Origin of the sequence: Acidovorax sp. 56, from assembly GCF_002749705.1 — a bacterium.
Lineage (GTDB): Bacteria > Pseudomonadota > Gammaproteobacteria > Burkholderiales > Burkholderiaceae_C > Acidovorax.
In genome coordinates, this window is sequence record NZ_PEEV01000001.1 from 2,997,005 (window position 1) to 3,023,593 (window position 26,589).

Below are 26,589 nucleotides of genomic sequence, written 5' to 3' on the forward strand. Positions count from 1 at the left end.
CTTCCCATTTGCACCTATCCATGTCGAACTTTTTCCTGACGACTTTCGTGCCCGCCCTGGGGGTGGTGATCACAGCCCTCTTGCTGATCTACGGCGTTTACTACCGCTGGGTTGATGTGCCGCAGAAGTGGCTGCTCACGCCCGGTGCAGTGATCGGCATGGTCGTGGTGGCGGTGCTGTGCAATGGCTGGCTGGGCGTGAAGATGTACCTGTCACAAAGCAAGCAGCAAGCCTGGCACGACAGCGCCGCCGTGCGCGCGAGCCGCGAGCGCTTTGTGCTGCCGCAAGACTTCCAGTACGGCGAGTTGCTGATCCCTGCGGGCAGCCTCGTCAACCGCACCGACCCGTTTGACCGGGGCGAACCCACCCGCCCGCTGGCCCTGCATGGCCTGGATGCGGTGCGATTCCCGCAGCCGGTGGAGGTGGCGGGCGTGCAGGTCAACGCGCTGCAAGCCCTGCCCATGCGCATGGAGTTGGCAGAGAACCAGCGCCTCGGCCCGGTGTACCGCTATGACACCGCCAGCCAAAGCTGGGTGCCCAACAAGGTCGTCCCCTACATCAACTGCAAACAAGGGCAGATCGCCACCTTCCAGGTGCCGCACATCGACTACGACGTGCGCGCCGAAGTGGGCAAGGCGCCACCGGACGGCCCCAATGCGCGCTTTGCACCCAGCCAGTGGCTGTTCAAAACCTGCGAAGCCGCGCCCCCCGTCACCGTGCAGCCCGCAGCGCCAATTGAAGGCGACACGGTGTGGGTGCTGCCCGCCCCCGTAGCACCTGCGGCCCCCGAAACCGCAGAGGGCGCCAGCGCAGCCGCCAGTGCCCCGGCGTTGCCGACCCAACCAGCCGCATCGGCAGCGACCGCCGTGCCTCCATCCCCCGCCGCATCCAAATGACGGTCTGGGCCACCGGTGGCCCAGGCGATGTCAACGCTGAAGCTGGGCCAAGCGCTCGGGCGTGCCCACATCGGTCCACCGGCCGGTATAGAGCGATGCGCTGACGCGGCTGAGGTCCATGGCACGGCGCAGCAAGGGCGCCAAGGGCTGGGCCACGCCGCCAGGGTTACCCGGCGGGATGTCACACCACGGCAGCCCAAACAACTCGGCGCGCAGCAAGGCGATGGTGCTGTAGGTGAACCGGGGGGTTGGGTCGTCTGCAGGCAGGTTCAACGCCAGGCCTTCGGGCGAGAGGCCAAAGTCACCGCGCAGGTGGTGCTCAGGGTTGGGCACCAGCCACAGGTGGGCCAGGCGGTTGCTGGCCTCAAAGGCCTGCACGGCAGCGGCGTCAAACGTGAAGTCGGGCGCAAACACATCGCCCGCCGCCAGCCAGAACACCGGCCCCAACTGCGGCAGCGCACGGGCAATGCCGCCCGCCGTCTCCAGCGCCCCGCCAAAGTCCACGCCCTCGTGCGAGTATGAAATTGATAGCTGCTCGCGCTTACCCAGTGCGCCCTGGAGGCCAAAATGACTTAAAAATCGGTCGCTGATCTGCTCGCCCAGCCACGCCGTGTTGATCACCGCCTGGCGCACCCCGGCCTGCGCCAGAGCCTGCAAGTGCCACTGCAACAGCGGCTGGCCCTGCACCACCAGCAAGGGCTTGGGGCAGGTATCGGTCAGCGGGCGCATGCGCTCGCCACGGCCTGCGGCCAGCAGCATGGCGGGCACCTGGTGAGCGCCGGAGGGAGAGGAAAACTGGGGCGACAAAAGGGGCTCCAAAGCGATGGGGATCAGGCCACGGCAGTGCCGGGCGCAGTTGGCGATTGATGGGCACTGGGCGCAGGGGCCAACTCGCCCCGCTGCAAGGCGTGGCGCTGCACGGTGGTTGCGTCCAGCAAGGCCAGCAGCGCGTTCATCAGCGCATGGGCCTTGGCGCTGTGGTCGGCGCCAAAGTTGCACACGTACACGTCCAGCGTCACGGCGGCCTGCTCGGGCCAGGTGTGCACGCACAGGTGCGACTCGGCCAGCAGCACGGTGGCCGTAACGCCGCCGGGGCCATGCACCGTGGCCGGAAAGGCATGAAACACCTGCCCCACCGCCTGCAGCCCCGATGCCTGCACCGCCGCAAGACAGGCCTGCCCCAGGGCGGTGGCATCGGTCAGCCACAGCGGCGCGCAGCGGCATCCGTGAAGGTCGGCGGTGAGGTGCAATCCGTGCATGGGGCTGCACTGTAGTGCATCGACTGCCCCCAACGCGGGGTACCGACACGGTGCGCAGGGCAAGCCGAGCGAAGTGAGCGCTGCGGCCCCGGTAAAATAGGCGGTTTCCCTGATTCCACCCACCTGAACCCCAGACCCCATGGCCAACACCCAGCAATCTCAACAGATGGCAAATGCGATCCGCGCATTGGCCATGGACGCCGTTCAACAAGCCAATTCCGGCCACCCCGGCGCCCCCATGGGCATGGCCGACATGGCCGTGGGCCTGTGGGCTCGCCACCTCCAGCACAACCCCACCAACCCCCACTGGTTTGACCGCGACCGTTTCGTGCTGAGTAACGGCCACGGCTCGATGCTGATTTATTCGCTGCTGCACCTCACGGGCTACGACCTGCCCATGAGCGAGCTCAAGAACTTCCGCCAGCTGCACAGCAAGACCGCAGGCCACCCTGAAGTGGGCGTGACCCCCGGTGTGGAAACCACCACCGGCCCGCTGGGCCAGGGCATCACCAACGCTGTGGGCTTTGCGCTGGCCGAAAAGCTGCTGGCCGCTGAGTTCAACCGCGACGGCCACGCCATCGTCAACCACAACACCTACACCTTCCTGGGCGACGGCTGCCTGATGGAAGGCATCAGCCAGGAAGCGATTTCTCTGGCAGGCGCCTGGAAGCTGAACAAGCTGATCGCTCTGTACGACGACAACGGCATCTCCATCGACGGCCAAGTGGCCCCCTGGTTTGCCGACAACACCGCCCTGCGCTTTGTCTCGGCCGGCTGGAACGTGATTGGCCCCATCGACGGCCACGACGCCGACAAGGTGGCCGATGCCGTTGCCGAAGCCAAGAAGCAAACCGAGCGTCCTTCGCTCATCATCTGCAAGACCCACATCGGCAAGGGCAGCCCCAACCGGGCCAACACCTCCAAGGCCCACGGCGAGCCCCTGGGCGCTGAAGAAATCAAGCTCACCCGCGAAACCCTGGGCTGGACGGCGGAGCCCTTCGCCATCCCCGAAGACGTGTACGCAGGCTGGGACGCCAAGGCCAGCGGCCAAAAGGCCGAAGCCGCCTGGAACGACCGCTTTGCCGCCTACAGCAAGGCCTTCCCCGAGCTGGCCGCTGAGTTCACCCGCCGCATGAAGGGCGACCTGCCCGCCCGCTTTGCCCAAGTGGCCGTGGACACCGTGGTGGCCGCCCACACCAAGGGCGAAACCGTGGCCAGCCGCAAGGCCAGCCAAATCGCGCTGGAAGCCTTCACCGCCGCCCTGCCCGAGCTGCTGGGCGGCTCGGCCGACCTGACCGGCTCCAACCTCACCAACACCAAGAGCACGCCCAACCTGCGCTTTGACCAGCAAGGCGCTGTGGTGCAGACCGAAGTGGCCGAAGGCAAGAAGATCGGTGGCCGCCACATCAACTACGGCGTGCGCGAATTCGGCATGGCCGCCATCATGAACGGCGTGGCGCTGCACGGCGGCTTCATCCCCTACGGCGGCACCTTCCTGACCTTCAGCGACTACAGCCGCAACGCCATCCGCATGGCCGCGCTGATGAAGCAGCGCGTGATCCATGTGTTCACGCACGACTCCATCGGCCTGGGCGAAGACGGCCCCACGCACCAGTCCATTGAGCACGTGGCCAGCCTGCGCCTGATCCCCAACCTGGACGTCTGGCGCCCTGCCGACACGGCCGAAACCGCCGTGGCCTGGAGCGTGGCGCTGTCCAACCGCACCAAGCCCACCGTGCTGGCCCTGTCGCGCCAAAACCTGCAACACCTCTCGGCCGTAGCCCCCAAGCGCGTGCTGGGCGACATCAGCCGTGGCGCCTACGTGCTGTCCGAGCCTGCCGACGTGGGCCTCAAGAAGAAGGCCCAGGCCGTCATCATCGCCACCGGCTCTGAAGTGCAGCTGGCCATCAAGGCCCAGCGCCTGCTGGCCGACAAGAAGATCGCCGTGCGCGTGGTCTCCATGCCCAGCACCACGACGTTTGACCGCGAAGACGCCAAGTACAAGAGCAGCGTGCTGCCTGCTGGCGTGCCCCGCGTGGCCGTGGAAATGGGCGTGAGCGACGGCTGGTGGAAATACGGCTGCGCCGCCGTGGTCGGCATCGACACCTACGGCGAATCGGCCCCTGCGCCGGTGCTGTTCAAGCACTTCGGCTTCACCGAAGAAAACGTGGCCAACACGGTGCTGGTCGCCATTGGCGCTGCACGCCTGAAGCTCGCCAAAAAGGCCCGCTGACACTCTTACTGCCCGCTGCGCCCCGCTGCCAGCGGGCGCGGGGCGGCAGGTTTCTGATTTCGACTTTGCAACCTTGGAGAGACTACTAGCTATGACGATCAAGATTGGTATCAACGGTTTCGGCCGTATCGGCCGCAACGTGCTGCGCTCGGCCATCCAGAACTTCAGCGACATTGAAGTGGTGGGCATCAACGACCTGCTGGAGCCCGACTACCTGGCTTACATGCTGCAGTACGACTCGGTGCATGGCCGTTTTGACGGCACCGTGGCTGTCGAGGGCAACACCCTGATCGTCAACGGCAAGAAGATCCGCCTGACGCAAGAGCGCGACCCCGCCAACCTGAAGTGGAACGAAGTCGGCGCCGACATCGTGATCGAATCCACCGGCCTGTTCCTGGACAAGGCCTCGGCCCAGAAGCACATCGATGCGGGCGCCAAGAAGGTGCTGCTGTCGGCCCCCTCCAAGGACGACACCCCCATGTTCGTGTTTGGCGTGAACCACACCAGCTACGCTGGCCAGGCCATCGTGTCCAACGCCTCGTGCACCACCAACTGCCTGGCCCCCGTGGCCATGGTGCTGAACAACAAGTGGGGCATCAAGCGCGGCCTGATGACCACTGTGCACGCAGCCACTGCCACGCAAAAAACCGTGGACGGCCCATCGAACAAAGACTGGCGCGGCGGCCGTGGCATTCTGGAAAACATCATCCCTTCGAGCACTGGCGCTGCCAAGGCCGTGGGCGTGGTGATTCCAGCGCTGAACAAGAAGCTGACCGGCATGTCCTTCCGCGTGCCCACCTCCGACGTGTCGGTGGTGGACTTGACGGTGGAGCTGGACAAGGCCGCCACCTACGAAGAAATCAAGGCCGAAATGAAGGCGCAGTCCGAAGGCGCACTCAAGGGCGTCTTGGGCTACACTGAAGACAAGGTAGTGGCTACTGACTTCCGTGGCGACACCCGCACCTCCATTTTCGACGCCGACGCAGGCATTGCCCTCGACGGAACCTTCGTGAAGATCGTGAGCTGGTACGACAACGAATGGGGCTATTCGAACAAGTGCCTGGAAATGGTGCGCGTGATTTCCAAGTAATTCATGCCCTGCCGAAGATTTGAGTTGAAGAAGCGATAGAGAAAACTACCACCTTTAAAGCCGGGGCTCCGTCAGGGGCTCCGGCTTTTTTTTGCCTGCACCGCAGCGGGTGCAAAAGGCCCTGGGCATCGCGCCTTGCCCCGCACAACGTTGTGCCGAGGCCAGGCCCCTAGGCCTTGCTCACGGCCCTCAGGCCGCAAAGTTCTCGGTATCCACCTCGCTGGCACTTTGCGCGTTGTAGCGCCCGCCCACCACGGCCTGCGGTGTGTACAGCGCCTGCAGCCGATCGATCACGCTGGGCGACAGTTGCACCTGCGCAGCGCCCAGGTCATCGTGCAGATGCTCCACGCTGGTCGTGCCCGGGATGGGGATGATGTGCTCCCCCTTGTGCAGCAGCCACGCAATGGCCAGCTGCGCCAGCGAACAGCCCACCTCCGTGGCAATGGCGCGGTAGCTGTCCAGCAGCTTCAGGTTGGCCGCATAGTTGTCAGGCGCAAAGCGCGGCATGCTGCGGCGGATGTCCTTGGCGTCCAGGGTCGATACGTCCGTCAAATCACCGCACAGGTAGCCACGCGCCACCGGGCTGAAGGCCACAAAGGCCACGCCCAGATCGCGGCACGCATCGAGCACAGCAATCTCAGGGTTGCGCGTCCACAGCGAGTATTCGGTTTGCAGGGCCGCAATCGGGTGCACGGCATGGGCCCGGCGCAGCGTGGCGGCTGACACCTCCGACAAGCCAATGCTGCGAATCTTGCCCGCACGCACCAGGTCGGCCAGCGCGCCCACGCTGTCTTCAATGGGCACGCTCTTGTCCCAGCGGTGTAGGTAGTACAGGTCGATCACATCCGTCTGCAGGCGGCGCAGGCTGTCCTCACAGGTCTGGCGCAACGTGGCGGGGCGACCATCGATCACACGCACCAGCTTGCCATCACCATTCACATCCACGCCCTGCATGCCGCATTTGCTGGCCAGGGTGAAGCGACTGCGGTGCGGCTTCATCACACGGCCCACCAGGGTTTCATTGGCACCAAAGCCATACAGTGTGGCGGTGTCGAAGAGCGTCACGCCCGCATCGAGCGCGGCCAGCAGCACACGCTCGCCCTGCTCGGCAGACACCGGCGTGCCATAGGCGTGCGAGAGGTTCATGCAGCCCAGGCCAATGGCCGAGACGGAGAAGGGTCCAAGGTTTCTTTGTTGCATGGCGTGAGCTTACGGCAAGCGCGGCAACCCAGCGGGTGGCTAGGGCTTGGGTGTGAAGGGGTGGTGACCGCCAGACGCAGAGCGCAGGCCATCAAGCTATAGTGGGCAGCGGTGAAGCCTGCCGGGCTTCACGGATTTTTATACCTGCTCTTTGAGCAGTGCATCGACCGCAATGCCAAGCTGCAAGCCGCTTTCAGGAGGAAGCCGTGTCCAGAATACCCCGCGCGCGCCAGTTGATCCCGCAGGTTTTACTGTCTAAATTGCGTTAAATGGCATGAGACATCTGGCGCGCGTTCGCGACGTTCTTCGCCGGATCCCGTCGGGAGTAGCCACGTTTCTCGCCTTCGCGCTGCTCATCGGAGGAGCCCTGGCACTTGTGCCCTTTCTACCGCCGCTCCGAGACGCTCATACTGAGTGCCGTACACGGTGTGCGCCTCGAGTGGGGAAGGTAGTCTCGGACAAAGAATACCCAATGTCTGCCCGGGGCGTGTATCGAGAGAAATGCACATGCTCCTAACCGCTGGCTTCCACTCAACATGTCAGTCAACCGGACAGCCTTCGGCGGCCGATCACTTTCATGTTAAGCCGCAAGCACGTCGCCACACCAGACCTTCAAAACTCCAAACCCCACGCAGCCCACGCCCATGCTCAAGCAACAACTTCTGCAGGCACTTGCCACCATCGACGGGCTGACGGCCGAACCCTCCCCCGTGTCGGGCGGAACAGCCCTTTTCTATCAGGGGCGCGAGTTTGCGCACTTTCACAATGACAACGAGCTTGATGTGCGACTGACCAAGAAGGTCATCCAAGCCGAGGGATTGGCTCACCCCACTGGTTCCGTTCACCACCCAACCCGCTCGCCTTCCTCACCCTGGATCGAAGTGCGCTTCAGAACAGCGAGTGAAGTGGACCGAACTGCTGAGCTGGTCAAGCTTGCTATCGGCCAGCTCTAGACCACCTCGCTAAACCCCCACCCATTCTCCCCATTCGCCTGCGGCGTTCGCGACAAGCCTCGCCCGCCATTGGATGGACAATCTCGCCATGTCTGGCACCACTCCTTCCCACACCTCCTCCCCCCGCCCCGTGCTGATTGCCGGTGGCGGCATCGGTGGCATGGCCACGGCCCTCACCCTGCACCAGATCGGCGTGCCTTGCATCGTCTTTGAAACGGTGCCCGAACTGCAGCCGCTGGGCGTGGGCATCAACCTGCAGCCCAATGCCGTGCGGGAGCTGCACGACCTGGGCTTTGGCAACGCGGTGCTGGACACCATTGGCCTGCAGGCGCGCGAATGGGCGCTGGTGGGGCGCAACGGGAACGAGGTGTATGCCGAGCCAAGGGGCCTGGATGCGGGCTACCACTGGCCGCAGTATTCGGTGCACCGGGGACAGCTGCAGATGATGCTGTTCAACGCCGTGCGAGAGCGCCTGGGAAACGACGCTGTGCAACTGGGGCACCGTGTGGTGGGCTACCGGCAGGATGCGGAGGGCGTGACCGCCATCATCGAAACGCGCGATGGCGAGCGGCGGGAAATGGCGGGCTCGCTGCTGATTGCGGCCGATGGCCTGCACTCGGCCGTGCGGGCGCAGATGCATCCCACGCAGCCGCCCATCCAGTGGGGTGGCGCCATCATGTGGAGAGGCACCACGCCGGGGGTGCCGGTGCGCACAGGGGCTTCGTTTGTGGGCGTGGGCTCGCTGCGGCACCGCGTGGTGTGCTACCCCATCACGCCGCCCGACCCGGCCACGGGCCTGGCCACCATCAACTGGATTGCCGAGATCACGGTGGACAACCAGGGCGGCTGGCAGCAAGGCGACTGGAATCGGCGCGTGGCGCTGGAAGAGTTCATTCACCACTTTGACGGCTGGAACTACAGCTGGCTCGACGTGCCCGCCATGCTGCGCGGCGCGAAGGACGTGTTTGAGTACCCCATGATCGACCGCGACCCGGTGCCTACCTGGGTGGACGGCCGCGTGGCGCTGCTGGGCGATGCGGCGCATGTGATGTACCCCGTGGGCTCCAACGGTGCGAGCCAGGCCATTGTGGATGCGCGCGTGCTGGGCGCTCAATTGGTCGCGCATGGCGTGGGCCCGCAGGCGCTGCGCGCCTACGACGACAAGCTGTGCAAGGACATCTCGGCGCTGGTGCTGCGCAACCGGGGTTCTGGCCCGTTTGGGCTGCTGGGGCTGGTGGACGAGCGCTGCGGCGGGGTGTTCGACCACATCGACGATGTGCTGCCGCGCGAGGAGCGCGAGGGCTTCATGGTCCGCTACAAGGCGGCGGCGGGCTTTGCGATCGAGACGCTGAATGCGGCACCGCCCACCATTGCACCGGGGCAGCGTGTGGCCGGGGGCTGAAAGAAACCCTGGCAGCGGAGCTGGCGGCATGCAGCCCACCAGTAATTGCTATCAAATATATAGCTTCTAGCGCTTATTCAATAAGCGCTAGCAGCCTATTTGGCTTGAAATCAAGCGGCGTTGAGCTGCTGCTCCAGCTGGTGCAAGACCTGGTAGCAGGCAAACACCCGGCCCACGCTGGCGTTGGGCTCGCGGCCTTCCTTGATGGCGGCGAAGAACTCGCGGTCTTGCAACTCGATGCCGTTCATCGACACATCCACCTGGCTCACGTCGATCTTCTCGTCCTTGCCGTTGTACAGGTCGTCGTAGCGCGCCAGGTACGTGGCCGTGTCGCCGATGTAGCGGAAGTACGTGCCCAGCGGGCCATCGTTGTTGAAGCTCAGGGAGAGCGTGCAGATGGCGCCATTGGCGGCCTTGAGCTGGATGCTCATGTCCATGGCAATGCCCAGCGTCGGGTGGATGGGGCCCTGCATGGCGTTGGCCTGCACGATGGGGCTGTTGGCCTGGTAGGCGAACAGGTCCACGGTGTGGGCAGCGTGGTGCCACAGCAGGTGGTCCGTCCAGCTGCGGGCCTGGCCCAGCGCGTTGGTGTTGGTGCGGCGAAAGAAGTAGGTCTGCACATCCATTTGCTGGATGTTGAACTCGCCCTTCTGAATCTTGTGGTGCACAAACTGGTGGCTGGGGTTGAAGCGGCGGGTGTGACCACACATCGCCACCAGGCCGGTCTGCTTTTGCAGAGCCACGACTTCTTCGGCGCCCTTCAAGCTATCGGCCAGCGGAATCTCGACCTGCACATGCTTGCCCGCCTTCAGGCAGGCGATGGTCTGCTCGGCGTGCATCTGCGTGGGGGTGCACAGGATGACGGCGTCCACCTCGGGCAGCGCCAGGCTGTCAGCCAGGTCGGTGGTGACGTGGCCAATGCCGTACTTGGCGGCCACCTCACGGGTTTTTTCCAGGTCACGGCTGATCAGCGAGACGACTTCCACGCCGTCGATGTTTTGGATGCCGTCCAGGTGCTTGATACCGAAGGCGCCAGCGCCCGCCAGGGCGACTTTGATGGTTTTGGTGGTCATGTCAGTGGTTCTCCAGAATCAGGTGGCCGACGGCCGTGTTGGATGCGGGCACATGGTAGAAGCGGTGCGCCAGCTTCGGGGGCTTGCCACCGGCCACATCGGCCATGGCGCCGCGGGCGATGAGCCACATCACGAGTTCGATGCCTTCGCTGCCCGCTTCGCGCACGTAGTCGATGTGCGGGATGCTGGCGGCGGCCTCGGGGTCGTTGATGAGCTTGTCGAGAAAGTCGTTGTCGAAATCCTTGTTGATGAGCCCCGCGCGCGGGCCCTGCAGTTGGTGGCTCATGCCACCCGTGCCCCAGATGTGCACATTGAGGTCTTCGTCGTAGCTCTCCACGGCCTTGCGAATCGCCTGACCCAGGTTGTAGCAGCGGCGGCCGCTGGGCACGGGGTACTGCACCACGTTGACGGCAAACGGAATCACCGGGCAGGGCCAGGCACCCGTCTTGGGGTCTTGTGGGCCACACATCAGCGACAACGGCACGGTGAGGCCGTGGTCCACGTCCATCTTGTTGACGATGGTGAGGTCAAAGTCCTGCTGGATGACCGACTGCGCAATGTGCGCGGCCAAGTCGGGGTGGCCCTGCACCACAGGCACGGGGCGTGGGCCCCAGCCTTCGTCGGCGGGCTGGAACTGCGCGGCCGTGCCGATGGCAAACGTGGGAATCATCTCCAGGCTGAAGGCCGTGGCGTGGTCGTTGTAGACCAGAAAAATCACGTCGGGCTTGTTGTCCTTCATCCACTGTTTGGAGAAGTCGTAGCCCGCGAACACGGGCTTCCAGTAGTCTTCTTGTGTCTTGCCCAGGTCCAGCGCAGCGCCAATGGCAGGCACGTGCGACGTAAACACGGAGGCGGTGATCTTGGCCATGGTCAGTTTCCTTTCTTGCCGACAGCGCCTTGTGGCTGGCGGTGTGCCTGTGCGTCGCCGTCTTCGCCGATCACGCGGTTGCCATTGGCCGAGCGGCCGCCGCTGATCATCATGTTGCGGTACTCCTCTTCGGTCATGCCGGTCATGCTGCCAGCCATTTGCTGAAAACTCTTGCCATCGGTCGCGCCGATCTTGGCCAGAAAGTAGATGTTGCCGCCCAGGCGGATGCACCAGTTGAGGTCGCGCGCCAGCACGGCCTGCTTTTGCTCTTCGGTCATCGCCCATTCATCGAGGTAGGCGCGCTCGTTGGCCTTGAAGCGCTCGCGGTTCTCGGCCTTCATCAGGCTCATGCAGAACTGGTTGAGCCAGTAGCCTTTACGGCTTTGCTCGGCATCAAAAATGGTCGTGCCGGGCACGTCCAAGTAGGGTTTATCAAGGGACATGGTGTCAGTCTTTCACAGTGACTTCTTCAGGCCAGTAAAGGCGCATGGGGTTGTCCACCAGCAGCTTTTGCTGCAGCTCGGCCGTCGGCGCGATGTGGGGAATAAAGTCCACCAGCAGGCCGTCGTCGGGCATGTGGTCCTTGAGGTTGGGGTGCGGCCAGTCGGTGCCCCACAGCACGCGATCGGGAAACTCTTGCACCACGCGGCGGGCGAACGGGATCACATCGGTGTAGGCGTTCTGCTCGCCGTTCAGCGCCTTGGGGCCGGTCACGGAGAGGCGCTCGGGGCAGCTCACCTTGCTCCACACATTGGGGTGCTGGCGCATGAACTTGAGGAACAGCTCAAACTCTGGTCCGTCCACGGGCTTGTTCACATCAGGGCGGCCCATGTGGTCCACCACCACGGTGGTGGGCAGTGCGGTGAAGAAGTCCCACAGCTCGGGCAGGTCTACCGCCTCAAAGTAGATCACCACGTGCCAGCCGAGCTTGTGGATGCGCGCGGCAATTTCCATCAACTCGTCCTTGGGCGTGAAGTCCACCAGGCGCTTGACGAAGTTGAAGCGCACACCGCGCACACCGGCGTCGTGCATGGCTTGCAGCTCTTCGTCGGTGACCGAGCGCTTGACGGTGGCCACGCCCCGTGCCTTGCCGCCCGAGTGGGTCAATGCATCGACCATGGCGCGGTTGTCCGCACCGTGGCAGGTGGCCTGCACCACCACGTTGCGCGCAAAGCCCAAGTGGTCGCGCAGGGCGTACAGCTGGTGCTTGCTGGCGTCGCACGGGGTGTACTTGCGCTCGGGGGCGTAGGGAAACTCCGCGCCGGGGCCGAACACATGGCAGTGGGCGTCCACCGCACCGGCAGGCACCTTGAACTGCGGCTTGGCAGGACCGGCGTACCAGTCGAGCCAGCCTGGGGTTTTTTCAAATTGCATGGATTTGCTCACTTGCTAGGTTTGTTAAAAATCGGGCCGGGCACCACGGCTGCGCACCGTGCGAACGTGCTGCCGCTGGGCTCTGCCATTCCATTCAGAATCAGGTGGCACGGGCCTTGGTCAATCAGGTTGGATGTTGGCTTCTCGCACCAGCTTTTCATAGCGCTGGCGCTCCGCTTTGATCAGCGCCGCAAACATCTCGCTGCTGCCTGGGATCACTTCGCCCCCCACCTGGGTCATGCGCTCGCGCACTTCCTTGGTCTGCAGGGCTTTTTGCACCTCGGCGTGCAGCTTGGTCACAACAGCCTTAGGCGTGGCAGCCGGGGCCACGAGGCCGTACCACACCGAGGCCTCAAAGCCGGGGAAGCCCGACTCCGCCATGGTGGGCGCGTCCGGGAAGATCGCAGACCGGTTGGGGCTGAGCACTGCCAGCACCCGCAGCTTGCCGCTTTTGACATGCGGCTGCACCTCCAGGGCGTTCACCGCAATCAGCGGGACCTGCCCGCCAATCACATCGGTGATGGCCGGCGAGCCACCACGGTAAGGCACGTGCTGCAACTGGATGCCTGCGGTGCGCTCAAACAGCTCCAGCGCCATGTGGGGCGTGGAGCCATTGCCCGGGGAGGCGAAGGAGATGCTGCCGGGCTTGTCTTTTGCGGCCCGGAGCAAGGCCGCCACGTTGGCATAGGGCGTCTGGGCATTGGCGGCCAGCACCACCGGCACACGCCCGACCAGGGACACGGGGACCAGGTCGCGCTCGGCATCAAACGGTGCAGGCTGGTACAGGGCCATGTTCGCAGCCAACGCATTGGCGGCCATCAGCAAGGTGTGCCCATCGGCCTCTGCCGCAATCACGGATTTGACGGCGATGTTTGTGCCCGCACCGGGCTTGTTTTCCACAATGAAGGCCTGGCCCAGGCTGGCAGAAAGCGCCTGCCCGATGGTGCGGGCCACCGCATCCACCGCCCCCCCGGCGGCATAGCCCACGACCACTTTCACGGGCTTGGTGGGGTAAGCAGCCTGCGCAAAGCCCCAGGTGGGCAGCAGCAGCGCAGCACACAGGGCTGCAGCCTGCACCACGCCACGGCGGGTGCCTTCGGTGTTCCACATGGTCATCGGGTTGTCTCCCATGGCTTCAACGTTGTGTTCAGGCACCACATCAGTCCATCTCGATCTTGGCGCGCTGGATGATGGCCTCATGGCGTGCGGATTCGCTCTGGATGTAGGCCTGCAGCTTGGCCCGGTCCAGGGTCAAGGGTTCGTAGCCAAACGAGTCGAACTTCTCTTTGACATCGGGGGTGGAAAGCGCCTCGGCAATGTCTGCACCCACCTTCTCGGCCACGGCTGGGGGCAACCCCTTGGGGCCCGCAATGGCATTCCAGCCACTGACCTCATAGGGTGCTGCGGGGCCACCGGCCTCGGCCACGGTGGGCACATTGGGGTAAGCCGACAAACGGTAGGGCGCAGCCACCGCCACAAAGCGCACCTTGCCCGCGCGGTACAGCGGGCCAGCTGTGCCCGCCGTGCCCAGGGTGAAAGGCAGCTCACCATTGGCCACCGCCACATACAGCTGGGTGGTTTCCTTGAAGAGCACATGCTCCATCTTGGTTCCGGTGCGCTGCTGCAGCTCCTCAATGCCCAGGTGCACGGGGTTGCCAATGGACCACGAGCCATAGTCGAGCTTGCCGGGGTTGGCCTTGGCGTCGGCCACGATGTCAGCCACGGTCTTGTACTTGCTGTTGGTGGGCACCACAAAGAACATGTAGCTCTTGAACATGGTGGCCAACACGTCAAAGTCTTTGCCCGCGTCGTAGGGCAGCTTCTTGAACATGTACGGGTAGGCGGCCAAATGCACGCTGTCGAGCTGGATCAGGTCATGCCCGTCCTTGGCCCCGCGCTTAAACGCATCGATGGCAATGAAGCCATTGCCGCCCGGCCGGTTTTCCACCACCACCGGCTTGCCCCACTTGCGCGAGAGCTTGTCGGCCAGCAGGCGCGCCACACCGTCGGGCCCACCCCCGACTGGGTAAGGCGAAATGAGCCGCACGGGCTTGGTGGGCCAGGCGGCATCTGCCGCAGCGCCTTGGGCATGCGCCGTGGTGGCGCAGGCCAGGGCCGCGGCCAGCGCCAAGCCGCCCACAAGGGCGCTGCGGCGGGTGGCTAAGGGGTGGTCGGGTTGGGGGTACATGTTCACAGCTTGTCTCCTGGTCTTGGAATTGTCGGTATTGTTTTTGCTGTCTTGAACCGGGTCAGTCGATGTAGCGCAGGCCCTTCTTTTCGAGCGGCTCGCGCATCTTGTACATGTCCAGGCCCAGCACGCCGCTGGCCAGTTTGGCGCGCTTTTCACCTTCAAAGCTCTCGCGCTTTTGCGCGGCTTCCAGTGTTTGCACAGCACGGGCGGCGGGCACGCAGACCACGCCGTCGTCATCGGCCACGATCACATCGCCGGGCGTGACAAGCATGCCAGCGCACACCACAGGAATGTTCACGGAGCCGATGGTTTCCTTGATGCAGCCTTTGGACGAGATGCACTTGCTCCACACCGGGAAGTTCATCTCGTTGAGCGTGCGCACATCGCGCACCCCCGCGTCGATGATGAGTGCGCGTGCGCCACGGGCCTGGAAGGATGTGGCCAGCAGGTCGCCAAAGTAGCCATCGGTGCATTCGGCGGTGATGGCAGCCACCACGATGTCGCCGGGCTGGATCTGCTCTGCGGCCACATGCATCATCCAGTTGTCGCCGGGGTGCAGCAGCACCGTGACGGCCGTGCCGCTGACCTGCACACCCGTCTGGATGGGGCGCATGTAGGGCTTGAGCAGGCCCACGCGGCCCATGGCTTCGTGCACGGTGGCTGAGCCCAGGGCAGCCAGGCCATCGGCCGCTGTGCGGTCCGCGCGGGTGATGTTGCGGTAAACAACGCCGAGTTCGTACATGGTCACAGTCCTTTGGCTTGCAGGCGGGAGTTGAGGCGGGAGAACACGCGGCGCACATTGCCTTCGTAGATCTGGTGCTTGTCAGCAGCGTTCAGGATCTTGGAGGCTTCGATGTAGCGCTTGGTGTCGTCGTAGTAGTGGCCGGTGGTGGGGTCGATGCCGCGCACCGCGCCGATCATTTCGCTGGCGAACAGCACGTTCTTCACCGGGATCACGGTGTTGAGCAGGTCGATGCCGGGCTGGTGGTACACGCAGGTGTCAAAGAACACGTTGTTCATCAGGTGCTCGTCGAGCAGCGGCTTCTTCATCTCCTGCGCCAGGCCACGGAAACGGCCCCAGTGGTAGGGCACCGCGCCGCCGCCGTGCGGGATCAGGAACTTGAGCGTGGGGAAGTCCTTGAACAGATCGCCCTGGATGAGCTGCATGAAGGCCGTGGTGTCGGCGTTCAGGTAGTGCGCGCCTGTGGTGTGGAAGCACGCGTTGCAGCTGGTGCTCACGTGGATCATGGCGGGCAGGTCGTACTCCACCATCTTTTCGTAGATGGGGTACCAGTGCTTGTCGGTCAGCGGCGGGCTGGTCCAGTGGCCGCCCGAGGGGTCTGGGTTCAGGTTGATGCCGACGGCACCGTATTCCTTCACGCACTTTTCCAGCTCGGGGATGCAGGTGGCAGGGTCCACCCCGGGCGACTGCGGCAGCATGGCCACGGGCACGAAATGGTCGGGGAACAGGGTGGAGACGCGATGGCACAGCTCGTTGCAGATGGCGGCCCAGGTGCTGGAGACGTTGAAGTCGCCAATGTGGTGGGCCATGAAACTGGCGCGCGGGCTGAACAGCGTGATGTCGCTGCCGCGTTCTTTCATCAGCTTGAGCTGGTTGGTCTCGATGGACTCGCGCAGTTCATCGTCGCTGATCTTCAGGTCTGCCACTTTGGGCATGGCGGCGGGGTCCTTGATACCGGCGATCTGCGCATTGCGCCAGTTCTCCAGCGCCTTGGGGGCCGTGGTGTAGTGGCCGTGGCAGTCGATGATGAGGCTCATGGGTTTGCTCCTAGGAAATCGAAAATCAGTGACAACAGGGATCGCAGCGCCGTCAGTGGGCTGCCGAGCCCGCCACGGCGGACAAGGGGGCCGCTTGCGTGGGGTAGATCATTTGCTTGGCCCATACCGCAGCAGCCGCGATCAGGCCGGGGATGGTCACCACCGCAAAAATCTGCCCAAAGCCCATGTGGGCCGCCGACAGCTGGGCCACGAGGAACGAGCCCGCAATGCCACCAAAGCGGCCAATGCCCAGCATCCAGGCCACACCGGTGGCGCGGCCACTGGTGGGGTAGAAGGCTGCAGCCAGTGCAGGCATGGAAGACTGGGCCGTGTTCATCAACGTGCCCGCCACAAACACCACCACCACCAGCAGTCCCACATTGCCCAGGGCATGGCCAATGGCATAGATGACCAGTGCGGTGAGCAGGTAACCCAGGGCAATGATGCGGTCGGCGTTGAAGCGGTCCATCAGCCAGCCAAAGAACACCGCGCCCACGCCCCCCAGGGGGAACAGCGCAGACACCAGGGTGGCGGTGTGCGGCTCAATGCCGCCTTCCTTGAACAAGATGGGCATCCAGTTGATGAGCGCATAGAAGATCACCAAGCCCATGAAGTAGGTCACCCACAGCAGCAGCGAGCCCCAGCGGTAACGGGCGGACAGCACCACGCCCAGGCCGCTGGCGCCTTGGGCGGCCTGCGCCTCACCGGCCACAAAGCGCCCCACCTGCGCAGCAGAGGCAGAAATGCGCACCAGAATGGCCCGCACGCGCTCGGTGGCCGCACCGCGCGCCACCAGGTAGCGGGCCGATTCTGGCAACAGCAGCAACATCAGCACGCCCAGCACCAGGGGTGCCACACCGCCCAGCTCCAGCACGCTGCGCCAGCCCCACAGGGGAATCATCCACGCTGCCAAGAAGCCACCAAAGGCCGCACCGAGCGGAAAGCCGCAAAACATGGCGTTGGTCAGCAAGGCACGGCGGGGCGATGGGCAGTATTCGCTCATCAGCGTCACGGCGTTGGGCATGGCCGCGCCCAGGCCAATGCCGGTGACAAAGCGCAACACGGTCAACTCGGTCAACCCCGGTGCAAACGCCGAAGCCAGGCAGGCTGCGCCAAACAGGAAGACGGACCCGGTCAGCAGCCGCTTGCGGCCCAGCTTGTCGGCCAAAGGGCCTGCCACCAAAGCGCCAGCGGCCAGGCCAAACAGCGCAGCGCTCAGCACGGGCGCCAGGGCGGGCTTGCTCACCCCCCACTCGCCCACCAGAGAGGGCGCGATGTAGCCGATGGCGGCGGTGTCAAAGCCGTCCAGCAGCACGACCACAAAACACAGCGCAAAAATCAGCCATTGGTAGGCTGAAAACGGGTGCGCATCAAGAAAAGTCTGGACGTCGGTGTCCTTGCCGTGTGCCTGCATTGCAAATGTCTCTGAGTTGGTTGTGATTGTTTTGAAATGGTGCGGGCCGCTTGCTCAGGCTGGGTCCATGCCCTGGCGGCGCTTGGCATCGGCGGCCTGGGGCGATGCCATGAAGGCCAGCAGGGCTTGCGCTGCCGCAGGTTGGGCAGAGGCAGCGCCCACGCCTGCGGAGAAGGTGGTGGTGATCTGGATGGCGGCGGGCAGCGGGCCCACCAGGGTGATGCCGGGCACATGCAGCAGCTCGCTCAGTTGCTGAAAGCCCAGTGCCACCTCACCGCGCGCCACCAGGGTGCCCACAGGCACGCCTGGGGGGGCCTGCACGATGCGCGGCGCAATCTCTTGGGCAATGCCCCAGCGCTCAAACAGCTGGGCCAGGGCCACCCCGCTGGGGCCGGTGGAATAGCTGATGCTGGGGGCGGCCAGCACCGCTGCGCGCAAGGCGTCTTCAGAGCCGATGTCTGGCACCGGCGCACCGGCCTGCACGGCAACGGCCACACCGGAATGCACCAGATCGACCTTGCTGGGCGCGCTCACATGGCCTGCCGCCACGAGCTTGTCGATGGCATCCGACGCCAGGATCACCACGTCAAAGGGCTCCCCCGCCTGCACGCGCTTGGCAGCGTCCACGCCCCCCACGGATTCGATGCCCACGCGGTCGGATGACTGCTGCGCGTACAAGGCCACCAGCTCTGCCAGCACCTGGCGGGTGGCCATGGACGAAATGCCTTTGATATCGATAGTCATGTTGTCTCCTTGAAGGCCCAGGAAAGGCATCCCGTGGCCACCGTGGCGCACACCCAGCAGTGCGCCACATCACCCCTCTACCGGAGGTGAAAACACCCGCATTGTGAACAGGGCTGCCCCGCTGCGACAGCAGTCTGCGGCACTACCAGATATATCATTCTGCAATTGGTGATGCAGAGATATTCAAAATCCTGCTAGTTTGCAGACCCCTTTTGACAAGGCACAGGCGATGGACCTCAAGCAAATCGAGTACTTCGTGCGGGTGGCCGAGCTGGGCAGCTTCACCCGGGCATCGGTGGTGCTCAACATCGCCCAGCCTGCGCTGAGCCGGCAGGTGCGCCTGCTGGAAGTGGAGCTGCGGCAAAACCTGCTGGTGCGCAATGGCCGGGGCGCCACGCCCACCGAAGCGGGCAAGGTGCTGCTGGAGCACGGGCGGGGCATCCTGCACCAGGTGGAGCGGGCCCGCGAAGAGCTGGGCCGGGTGCGCGGCGCGCTGGCCGGGCGCGTAGCCATTGGTCTGCCCAACAGCGTGGCCCGGGTGATGACGGTGCCCCTGACCCGTGCGTTTCGCCAAGTGCTACCCGAGGCGCGGCTGTCCATCAGCGAAGGCTTGTCGGGAGCCATCCTTGAAGGACTCAACAGCGGGCATCTGGACATCGTGGTGCTCTACAACGGGCAGCCCTCGCGCGACATCGACGTGGAGCACCTGCTGGACGAGGACCTGGTGCTGGTGCGCGCCCGCCCTCCGGGTTTGTCGGAAGACCCGCCTCCCGGCCCCGTGGCCTTGAGCGAGGTGGCCGCGCTGCCGCTGGTCATCCCGTCGCGCCCCAACGCCATCCGCATGCATGTCGAATCCGAAATGGCGCAGATCGGCTGCCGCCCTGAGATCGCGCTGGAGATCGATGGGGTGTCGGCCATCCTGGACCTGGTGGCCGACGGCGCGGGCAGTGCCGTGCTTTCGCGCAATGCATTGCTCAACTCGCCGCGCCCGTCCGCCTACACCGCGCAGGCCATTGGCACACCACCGCTGCGCATTGCGCTGTCGCTGGCCACGAGCTTGCAAAGGCCGTCCACACAGGTGCAAAAGGCGGCGCTGGACCTGGTACGCCAAACTGTGGCGACCGTGTTCAAGGGCTAAGCGCCTGCTGGCAGGCCCTCACACCGGCGCCAGCCCCAGCCACCACAAAAACGCACTCAGGGTAAAAAACGAGGCCACAGTGGTCACCAGCAGGGCCGCCGAGCTGATGCCTTCGTGCCCATGGCGCTGCGAAAGAATGGCGTAAATGCCCAGCATGGGCATGGCGCAGCTGAGCAAGGCTGCTGTGCGCAGCTGCGGGTCGTCCACCGGCACCAGCCAGCCCAGCACCAGCAGCATGGCCAGTGGGTGCAACACCAGCTTGCCCACGCTGATTTGCGCCACCGTGCCCAGCGTGCCCTTGATGTGCAGCCCCACGAGGCTGCCACCAATCACAAACAACGACAGCGCCCCGCTGGCCTGCGCAAACAGCTGCACCGTGCGCGACAACGCTGCAGGCAGCGCCACACCGGCCCATGACGCCAGAATGCCCGCCGCAATGCTCAGCACCATCGGGTTGCGCGCCAGCCCTTTGAGGCTTTGCCACAACACCGCATGCCAGGCACCTTTGCGGCGGTCGCCCAGGTCAGACAAGACCAGCAGCACCGGAATCAACAGCAGGTTCTCCACCACCATGTTCAGCGCCAGGCTGACGCTGGCCACCGAGCCCCCCAGTACCAGCAGGGCCACCGGGTACCCCACAAAACCACTGTTGGGGCACCCTATGCCCATGGCCACCATGCTGCTGAAGCTCATGGTCTGGCGCCGCCCCCAGCGCATCCACGCAAAGCCCAACAGCAGCACCAGGCCACACGCCAGCGCGTAGGCCCCCAGGTACTGCAGGTTGAGCACCTCTCTGACAGGGCGCTGCGACAGCGAACTGAACAGCATGGCAGGCAAGGCCAGGTGCATGACAAATTTGCCAAAGACACGCATGTCGGCCTTGGCAAACAAGCCCCAGCGCGTCACGCCATAGCCCAGGGCAATGATCAGGTAGATGGGGCCCGTGATGGACAAAATATCAAGCACGCCAAAGATCCTTCGTTGGCCTGAAGGCACCTGCGGTATGCGGCGCGCGAAAAACAGACCAGGCCATCACGGCCTGGGCTCCACGACATGCATTGGCCATGACAAGGGTTCGATTTGGTGGCTTTTCAAGCGCTCAACCCGCTCATTGGCGGGCAATGCGCGCACGGGCGATGACGTCGTTCCAGCGGCGAATATCGGCAGCCAAGTGCTCCCCCGCCTGGGCGGGTGTGCTGCCCTGCGCATTCAGGTTCAGCTCCAGCAGGCGCTTCTTCACGTCAGGTTGCGCCAGCGCGGCGTTGACCTCGCGCGACAGCCGCTCCACCACGGCAGCAGGGGTTCTGGAGGGCACGGCCAGCCCATTCCAGGAGGTCACATTGAAGGAGGCAAAAGCACCACCGCTTTCACGCACCGTGGGCACCTCGGGCAGTTGCGCCGCACGCTGCGCCCCCAGCACAGCCAAAGGCCGCAGTGCCTTGGCACCAATTTGCGGCATCAAGCCCCCCAGAATGTCCACCATCACGTCCACCTCGCCACCCCGCACAGCGGTGATGACGCCAGGGGTCCCATTGAACGGCACGATCTGCGCATCCAGCCCGGCGGTGGCTTTGAACAACTCCGCCGCCAGGTGCTGCGTGGTGCCAATCTGCGGGGTGCCCAGGTTGAGCTTGCCCGGGTGGGTACGGCCATAGGCCAGCAGATCGGCCAGGGTCTTGAAGGGGCTGCCTTCGCGGACCACCAGCGCCAAATCAAAGGTGGCCAGCAACGACACGGGCGCAAAGTCCTTGAGGGTATCGAAGGGCAGGGTCTGGAACAGCGCCGCACTCACGGCCGTGCCGCTGCTCACCAGCAGCAGGGTGTGCCCGTCGGGCTCGGCACGGGCCACCAGGTCTCCGGCCACCACACCGCCCGCGCTGGGCTTGTTCTCGATCACGATGCTCTGCCCCAGCGGGCTCGCCATCTTTTGCGCCACGGTGCGCGCCGTGATGTCTGCCGCACCGCCTGCTGCATTGGGCACCACGATGCGGATCGGACGTGAGGGAAACGGAGCCTGGGCGCGCGCACCCGAAGCCAGCGAAACGGCCAGTGCGGCCAGGCAGGTTCTGCGTGGGATCGTCATGGCGTGCCGTTACCTTGCCACACCCAGCAAGCGCGCCAGCAACTCGGGCTGCGCACTCAAGTCGTCGGCCGCTCCAGTGTGCACGACCGTGCCCCGGTCCAGCACCGCAGCGCGGTCGGAGATGGCCAGGATGGCCTGCGGATGCTGCTCCACGATGATGGCAGAGAGTCCTTCCTCGCGGGTGATGCGGCGGATGGCGCGCAGCAGCTCTTCCACGATGATGGGCGCCAGGCCTTCGAGCGGCTCATCCAGCAGCAGCAGGCGCGGGTTGAGCACCAGCGCGCGGCCCACGGCCAGCATCTGCTGCTCGCCACCGGACAGCTGCGTGCCCAGGTTGGTCTTGCGCTCGGCCAGGCGCGGGAACATTTCGTACACGCGCTCGGGCGTCCACTGCCGTGCGGTCGACCCTTTGCGGCCCGGGCGCGCCACGGCCGTGAGGTTCTCGTGCACGGTGAGCGACTTGAAGATGTTGCGCTCCTGCGGCACCCAGCCGATGCCGGCGGCCGCACGTTCGTGTGACGCCAACTTGTGCAGCGCAATGCCGCCCAGGGTCACGCTGCCCGCGTGCTGGCGCGTGGCCCCGGCCAGCGTGTTGATGAGCGTGGTCTTGCCCGTGCCGTTGCGGCCCAGCAGGGCCAGCGTGTCACCCTCGGGCAGGGCCAGTGACACGCCTTGCAGCACCACGGCTTCGCCGTAGCCTGCACTCAAACCGTCAATATGCAGCAGATCGGTCTTAGACATGCGCGTCCTCCCCATGGCCGAGGTACACGGCCTTCACCTGCGCGTCGTTGGCAATGGTGTCCGGGTCGCCCTCGGTGAGCACGGTGCCGTTGACCAGCACCGTCATGCGGTTGGCAAAGCTGAAAACCAGGTCCATATCGTGTTCGATCAAAAGCACTGACACATCGGCGGGCAGGGCCGCCACGGTCTGCAGCAGCTCCTCGCGCTCGCCCGCTGGCACACCGGCCACGGGTTCGTCCAGCAGCAACACGCGGGGCTCGCAGGCAAGCGCAATCGCAATCTCCAGCAGGCGGCGCTTGCCGTAGGCCAGCACGCGCGTTTCCTCGGCCATCACCGAGGTGAGGTGGAACTGCTCCAGCAGCTGCTCGCAGCGCTCGGTGACGGCCTTGCGCGCACCCAGCGGCTGCCACCACTTGCCGCCCAGGCCTTGCTGTTGCGACACAGTCAGCGCCAGTGTCTCCAGTGGCGTGAGGGTGTCGAACAGCTGGTTGATCTGGAAGGTGCGCACCATGCCGCGCTGCACACGCTGGTGCGGCGCCAGGCGCGTGATGTCCTGGCCTTCGAGGGTGATGGAGCCTTCGGTGGGCTCCAGCACGCCAGTCAGCAGGTTGATGAGCGTGGTCTTGCCCGCGCCATTGGGGCCGATGAGCGCATGGCGCGCGCCCTTTTGCAGGTTCAGCGTGACGTTGTTGGTGGCCGTGATACCGCCAAAACGCTTGACCAAACCCTTGGCCGACAGCACGGTGCTGGAGGTTGTCGTGTTCATATCAATGGCCTCCCGCTTTGGAGGCAGCCCCGGCCTTGCGACCGGCGCCAAACCAGGTCCAGGGACGGAACAGGCGGTCACGCCCCACCAACACCAGCACCACCAGGAACAGGCCGATCCAGAAAGTCCAGTACTGCGGCGTGATGGACGAGATCACGTCCTGCAGCAGCTTGAAGCCAATGGCGCCGAGGATGCCGCCGTACAGCCAGCCCACGCCACCGATCACCAGGATCAGCATCACGTCGGCCGAGCGGTGAAACTCGAACAGGTCGAGCGAGGCAAAGCCCGTGGTCTGCGTGAGCAGTGCGCCCGCGGCACCGGCCAGCGCAGCGGCCAGCGTGTACACCTGCGCGAGTTTGGCCGTCACGGGGATACCGATGGCCATGGCTCGCAGCCGGTTGTCGCGGATGGCCTTGAGCGTGGCACCAAAAGGCGACTGCACGATGCGCCGCGCGAGCAGGAAGAACACCAGCAGCACGGTGAGCGAATACCACGCGGCCGTGCGGCCGTACAGGTCAAACTCGAACTGGCCAAGCACCGGCCCCATCATCACGCCCTGCAGGCCGTCGGCGCCACCGGTCAGCCAGTCGAGCTTGTTGGCCAGTTCCAGCATCACCAGGCCCACGCCGAGCGTGACCATGAGGCGCGTGAGGTCGGTGCCGCGCAGGATGGTGAGCGACGCCACCGCGCCCAGCACAGTTGCGGCACCAATGCCCACGGCCAGCCCCACCAGCGGGTCGGGCATCACATGCTTGGCAAACAGTGCGGCCGCGTAGCCACCCAAGCCAAAGAAGGCCGCATGGCCCAGCGACACGATGCCGGTGTAGCCCAGGATGAGGTCCAGCGAAATCGCGAACAGCGCCACGATGGCGATCTCGTTGATGATGAGCGCATGGCTGGGCAACGCCAGCGGCGCGGCAAAGGCCAGCAGCCACAGCACGGGCTCCCACCAGCGAAAGCGCCGGGCCTGCAGCAAGGTGTTTTGCGGATTCGCCATCACTTGCCCCCCTTGCGCACAAAGAGGCCCTGCGGGCGCCAGATGAGGATCAGGATCATGAGGCTGTACACGATGAAGGCGCCCAGCTTGGGGATGTAGTACTTGCCGGCCACGTCGGCAATGCCGAGCAGCAGCGCGGCCAGCAACGGGCCGGTGATGGAGGACGTACCGCCCACCGCCACCACGATCAAAAAGTAGATCATGAACTTGAGCGGGAAGCTCGGGTCGAGACCCAGCACTTCGGCGCCCAGCGCACCGCCCAGGCCCGCCAGGCCCGAGCCGAACGCGAAGGTGGACAGGAACACGATGTTCACGTTGATGCCCATGCCTGCGGCCACGCGCTGGTCGTCCACGCTGGCGCGCAGGCGGCTGCCGAAGCGGGTTTTGGTGAGCACATACTGCAGGCCCACGGTGAGCGCAGCGCACACCGCGATGATGAACAGGCGGTAGTGCCCCATGCCCAGCATGAGGGCACCGCTGCCAATTTCGGTGCGGCCCTTGAGCCATTCAGGCAGCTGCATGATCTGCTGCGTGGAGCCCACAAAGTAGTCCACACTGGCCACGGCCATGAACACCAGTCCAATGGAGAACAGAACCTGGTCCAGGTGGGCCTTGTGGTACAGCGGGCGGTACAGCGTGCGCTCCAGCACGCCGCCCAGCAGGGCCGTACCGACAAAGGCGATGGGCAGGCAGACGAGGAAGGGCACATCCAGCCGCTGCATGAGCAGCACAGTGATGTAGCCCCCCGCCATAGCAAAGGCGCCGTGCGCGAGGTTGATGAAGTTCATCAGCCCCATGGTCACGGCCAGGCCGACTGCCAGGATGAACAGCAGCATGCCGTAGGCAACGCCGTCGAAAAGAATGGTCAGCATGAAATCACTTCATTGAAGACAAAAGTGCACCCCCCTGCTCAGGGCTGTGGAAGTGCGACGAATCACCAAAGCCGAGCACTCGATCCGTGCGCCCCGGCTTCGACAAGCCCGGGCCGAACGGGTGGAGGAAGGCCACCGCCCCTCGCAACCGGCGCGCCCTGCGCCAGCGGCCGCCGTGCAAGGGCCGCGCCACCGCACCGGCGGCGTCCCCCTGTAGGGGGAAGGCGCGCAGCGCCTAAGGGAGTTACTTAGTTTTTCCAGGGTCCTTGACGTCCTTGATGACGTCGAATTCCACATTGAAAAGCTGCCCGTTCACCCGCTCCACCTTGCGCAGGTACACGTTCTGCACGATGTCACGGGTCTGAGCATCAATGAACACGGGGCCGCGCGGGCTCTCGAAGATCTGGCCCTTCATGGCGGTCAGCAGCGCATCACCGCCGCCCGCACCCTTGGTGGCCTTGAGCGCTTCATAGATCACGCGCATGCCGTCATAACCGCCCACGGCCATGAAGTTAGGCCGCAGGCCCTTGTTGGCCTTCTCGAACGCCTCGACAAACTTCTTGTTCAGCGGCGAAGGGTGCGCGGCCGAGTAATGGTGCGAAGTGACCACGCCCAAAGCGCCGTCGCCCATGTCGTTGAGCTGGTCGTCATCGGTCACATCGCCGGTGGCAATCAGCTTGATGCCGGCCTTGTCCATGCCGCGTTCCAAGAACTGCTTCATCACGGCCGCACCCGCGCCCGAGGGCACGAAGACGAACAGCGCATCGGGCTTGGCGTCGCGCACCTTCTGCAGGAAGGGAGCGAAGTCAGGGTTACGCAGTGGCACACGCAGCGCCTCGGTCACCTGGCCACCGTTGAAGGTCAGGCGCTGGTTGAAATACTTCTCGGCATCGATGCCCGGGCCGTAGTCGCTGACCAGGGTCACCACCTTCTTGATGCCGTTCTTGGGTGCCCAGTCGGCCAAGGCCACCGACACCTGGGGCAGCGTGAAGCTGGTGCGCACCACATAGGGCGATGCCTCGGTGATGCTGGACGTGGCGGCGGCCATCACCACCAGCGGGGTCTTGGACTGCGTGGCCAAGGGGGCCGTGGCCATGGCCGAGGGCGTGATGCCCATGCCGGCGAGCACGTTGACCTTCTCGTTCACCACCAGCTCCTGCGCCAGACGGCGCGTCACGTCGGGCAGGCTGGTGTCATCCTTGATGATGAGCTGCACCTTCTTGCCCGCCACGGTGTCACCGTTTTGCGCCATGTAGAGGCGCGCGGCGGCCTCGATCTGGCGGCCGGTGGTGGCTTGTTGGCCGGTCATGGGCAGGATCAGGCCGATCTTGAACGTGCCATCTTGGGCCCAGGCGCCCGGCATGCCAGCGCCCAAGATCAGGGCGGCCGCAGCCGAGGCACGCAAAAGAGTGCGTTTTTGCATCGTTGTCTCCTGTGGAAATAATCGTTGTATACAGAAAAATGCAGGCCGCAGTGTGAAACCAGTCTGGCTATTGCACAAGCGAGGTTTCCAACT

General features: G+C 64.7%; 26 protein-coding genes. 6 read left to right on the plus strand and 20 right to left on the minus strand.

The annotated features are described in order from the left end of the window. The first annotated feature begins 20 nt into the window (after positions 1-20). Positions 21-896: a hypothetical protein gene (locus CLU88_RS13345; protein ID WP_199173450.1), complete on the plus strand. Its 876-nt coding sequence runs from the start codon at positions 21-23 to the stop codon at positions 894-896. Between the two features lie 30 nt (positions 897-926). Here the strand turns inward: CLU88_RS13345 and CLU88_RS13350 are convergent, their stop codons facing one another. Together CLU88_RS13350 and CLU88_RS13355 are read right to left on the minus strand one after the other, a co-directional pair. Next, the gene (locus CLU88_RS13350) at positions 927-1,655 is read right to left on the minus strand and encodes a nucleotidyltransferase family protein (RefSeq protein ID WP_099657010.1); all 729 of its coding nucleotides are present in this window, start codon (positions 1,653-1,655) and stop codon (positions 927-929) included. A gap of 71 nt (positions 1,656-1,726) precedes the next feature. After that, positions 1,727-2,155, minus strand: a complete 429-nt coding sequence (locus CLU88_RS13355) for an S-adenosylmethionine decarboxylase family protein (protein ID WP_099657011.1) — start codon at positions 2,153-2,155, stop codon at positions 1,727-1,729. 139 nt (positions 2,156-2,294) lie between these two features. Between CLU88_RS13355 and tkt the strand changes: the two genes are divergently transcribed. Next, complete coding sequence (gene tkt / locus CLU88_RS13360) at positions 2,295-4,388, plus strand: transketolase (protein ID WP_099657012.1); 2,094 nt, start codon at positions 2,295-2,297, stop codon at positions 4,386-4,388. 91 nt (positions 4,389-4,479) lie between these two features. Beyond that, positions 4,480-5,478, plus strand: coding sequence for a type I glyceraldehyde-3-phosphate dehydrogenase (gene gap, locus CLU88_RS13365; protein WP_099657013.1), 999 nt, complete (start codon positions 4,480-4,482; stop codon positions 5,476-5,478). Between the two features lie 189 nt (positions 5,479-5,667). Here gap and CLU88_RS13370 read toward each other — a convergent pair whose 3' ends face one another. Continuing rightward, positions 5,668-6,678 (minus strand): aldo/keto reductase, encoded by a 1,011-nt coding sequence (locus CLU88_RS13370; protein ID WP_099657014.1) that lies wholly within the window; start codon positions 6,676-6,678, stop codon positions 5,668-5,670. Between the two features lie 644 nt (positions 6,679-7,322). Here CLU88_RS13370 and CLU88_RS13375 point away from each other — a divergent pair. Continuing rightward, on the plus strand, positions 7,323-7,631 hold the full coding sequence (locus CLU88_RS13375; RefSeq protein WP_099657015.1) for a luciferase family protein: 309 nt from the start codon (positions 7,323-7,325) through the stop codon (positions 7,629-7,631). An 88-nt stretch (positions 7,632-7,719) separates the two neighbouring features. Beyond that, a complete protein-coding gene (locus tag CLU88_RS13380; RefSeq protein WP_099657016.1) occupies positions 7,720-9,033 on the plus strand; it encodes a flavin-dependent oxidoreductase in 1,314 nt (437 codons plus the stop codon). A gap of 110 nt (positions 9,034-9,143) precedes the next feature. On the opposite strand, the gene CLU88_RS13385 is transcribed toward CLU88_RS13380, so the two are convergent. The 10 genes from CLU88_RS13385 to CLU88_RS13430 all read right to left on the minus strand — a co-directional run bounded on the left by CLU88_RS13385 (position 9,144) and on the right by CLU88_RS13430 (position 18,476). Next, positions 9,144-10,106 carry a Gfo/Idh/MocA family oxidoreductase gene (locus CLU88_RS13385; RefSeq protein ID WP_099657017.1) on the minus strand — a complete coding sequence of 321 codons (963 nt, stop codon included), beginning with the start codon at positions 10,104-10,106 and terminating at the stop codon, positions 9,144-9,146. Position 10,107: 1 nt separating this feature from the next. Then, positions 10,108-10,974: a class III extradiol dioxygenase subunit beta gene (locus CLU88_RS13390; RefSeq protein WP_099657018.1), complete on the minus strand. Its 867-nt coding sequence runs from the start codon at positions 10,972-10,974 to the stop codon at positions 10,108-10,110. 2 nt (positions 10,975-10,976) lie between these two features. Next, positions 10,977-11,417: a protocatechuate 4,5-dioxygenase subunit alpha gene (gene ligA, locus CLU88_RS13395; RefSeq protein ID WP_099657019.1), complete on the minus strand. Its 441-nt coding sequence runs from the start codon at positions 11,415-11,417 to the stop codon at positions 10,977-10,979. Positions 11,418-11,421: 4 nt separating this feature from the next. Continuing rightward, complete coding sequence (locus CLU88_RS13400) at positions 11,422-12,348, minus strand: amidohydrolase family protein (RefSeq protein WP_099657020.1); 927 nt, start codon at positions 12,346-12,348, stop codon at positions 11,422-11,424. Between the two features lie 120 nt (positions 12,349-12,468). Next, positions 12,469-13,464: a tripartite tricarboxylate transporter substrate binding protein gene (locus CLU88_RS13405; protein ID WP_233205463.1), complete on the minus strand. Its 996-nt coding sequence runs from the start codon at positions 13,462-13,464 to the stop codon at positions 12,469-12,471. Positions 13,465-13,507: 43 nt separating this feature from the next. Beyond that, a complete protein-coding gene (locus tag CLU88_RS13410; RefSeq protein WP_099657021.1) occupies positions 13,508-14,536 on the minus strand; it encodes a tripartite tricarboxylate transporter substrate binding protein in 1,029 nt (342 codons plus the stop codon). Between the two features lie 61 nt (positions 14,537-14,597). Continuing rightward, positions 14,598-15,281: a 4-carboxy-4-hydroxy-2-oxoadipate aldolase/oxaloacetate decarboxylase gene (ligK, locus tag CLU88_RS13415; protein ID WP_099657022.1), complete on the minus strand. Its 684-nt coding sequence runs from the start codon at positions 15,279-15,281 to the stop codon at positions 14,598-14,600. Positions 15,282-15,283: 2 nt separating this feature from the next. Continuing rightward, the gene (locus tag CLU88_RS13420) at positions 15,284-16,318 is read right to left on the minus strand and encodes an amidohydrolase family protein (RefSeq protein WP_099657023.1); all 1,035 of its coding nucleotides are present in this window, start codon (positions 16,316-16,318) and stop codon (positions 15,284-15,286) included. A 52-nt stretch (positions 16,319-16,370) separates the two neighbouring features. Beyond that, complete coding sequence (locus tag CLU88_RS13425) at positions 16,371-17,732, minus strand: MFS transporter (RefSeq protein WP_099657024.1); 1,362 nt, start codon at positions 17,730-17,732, stop codon at positions 16,371-16,373. Positions 17,733-17,786: 54 nt separating this feature from the next. Beyond that, a complete protein-coding gene (locus CLU88_RS13430; RefSeq protein ID WP_199173451.1) occupies positions 17,787-18,476 on the minus strand; it encodes a substrate-binding domain-containing protein in 690 nt (229 codons plus the stop codon). A 229-nt stretch (positions 18,477-18,705) separates the two neighbouring features. Here CLU88_RS13430 and CLU88_RS13435 point away from each other — a divergent pair, with 229 nt between their 5' ends. Next, the gene (locus CLU88_RS13435; protein WP_099657025.1) at positions 18,706-19,614 is read left to right on the plus strand and encodes a LysR substrate-binding domain-containing protein; all 909 of its coding nucleotides are present in this window, start codon (positions 18,706-18,708) and stop codon (positions 19,612-19,614) included. Between the two features lie 18 nt (positions 19,615-19,632). Here CLU88_RS13435 and CLU88_RS13440 read toward each other — a convergent pair whose 3' ends face one another. From CLU88_RS13440 to CLU88_RS13470, 7 genes are all read right to left on the minus strand, one after another. Further along, complete coding sequence (locus CLU88_RS13440; protein ID WP_099657026.1) at positions 19,633-20,580, minus strand: AEC family transporter; 948 nt, start codon at positions 20,578-20,580, stop codon at positions 19,633-19,635. A 142-nt stretch (positions 20,581-20,722) separates the two neighbouring features. Next, positions 20,723-21,697 (minus strand): tripartite tricarboxylate transporter substrate binding protein, encoded by a 975-nt coding sequence (locus CLU88_RS13445; protein ID WP_099657027.1) that lies wholly within the window; start codon positions 21,695-21,697, stop codon positions 20,723-20,725. Positions 21,698-21,706: 9 nt separating this feature from the next. Further along, complete coding sequence (locus CLU88_RS13450) at positions 21,707-22,438, minus strand: ABC transporter ATP-binding protein (RefSeq protein ID WP_099657028.1); 732 nt, start codon at positions 22,436-22,438, stop codon at positions 21,707-21,709. Further along, positions 22,431-23,204 (minus strand): ABC transporter ATP-binding protein, encoded by a 774-nt coding sequence (locus CLU88_RS13455; RefSeq protein WP_099657029.1) that lies wholly within the window; start codon positions 23,202-23,204, stop codon positions 22,431-22,433. Before CLU88_RS13455 ends, CLU88_RS13450 begins: the two co-directional genes overlap by 8 nt. A 1-nt stretch (position 23,205) precedes the next feature. Then, complete coding sequence (locus CLU88_RS13460; protein WP_099657030.1) at positions 23,206-24,201, minus strand: branched-chain amino acid ABC transporter permease; 996 nt, start codon at positions 24,199-24,201, stop codon at positions 23,206-23,208. Then, positions 24,201-25,073: a branched-chain amino acid ABC transporter permease gene (locus tag CLU88_RS13465; protein ID WP_060984885.1), complete on the minus strand. Its 873-nt coding sequence runs from the start codon at positions 25,071-25,073 to the stop codon at positions 24,201-24,203. Before CLU88_RS13465 ends, CLU88_RS13460 begins: the two co-directional genes overlap by 1 nt. Positions 25,074-25,317: 244 nt before the next feature. Continuing rightward, complete coding sequence (locus tag CLU88_RS13470; RefSeq protein WP_099657031.1) at positions 25,318-26,496, minus strand: ABC transporter substrate-binding protein; 1,179 nt, start codon at positions 26,494-26,496, stop codon at positions 25,318-25,320. Positions 26,497-26,589 lie beyond the last annotated feature (93 nt).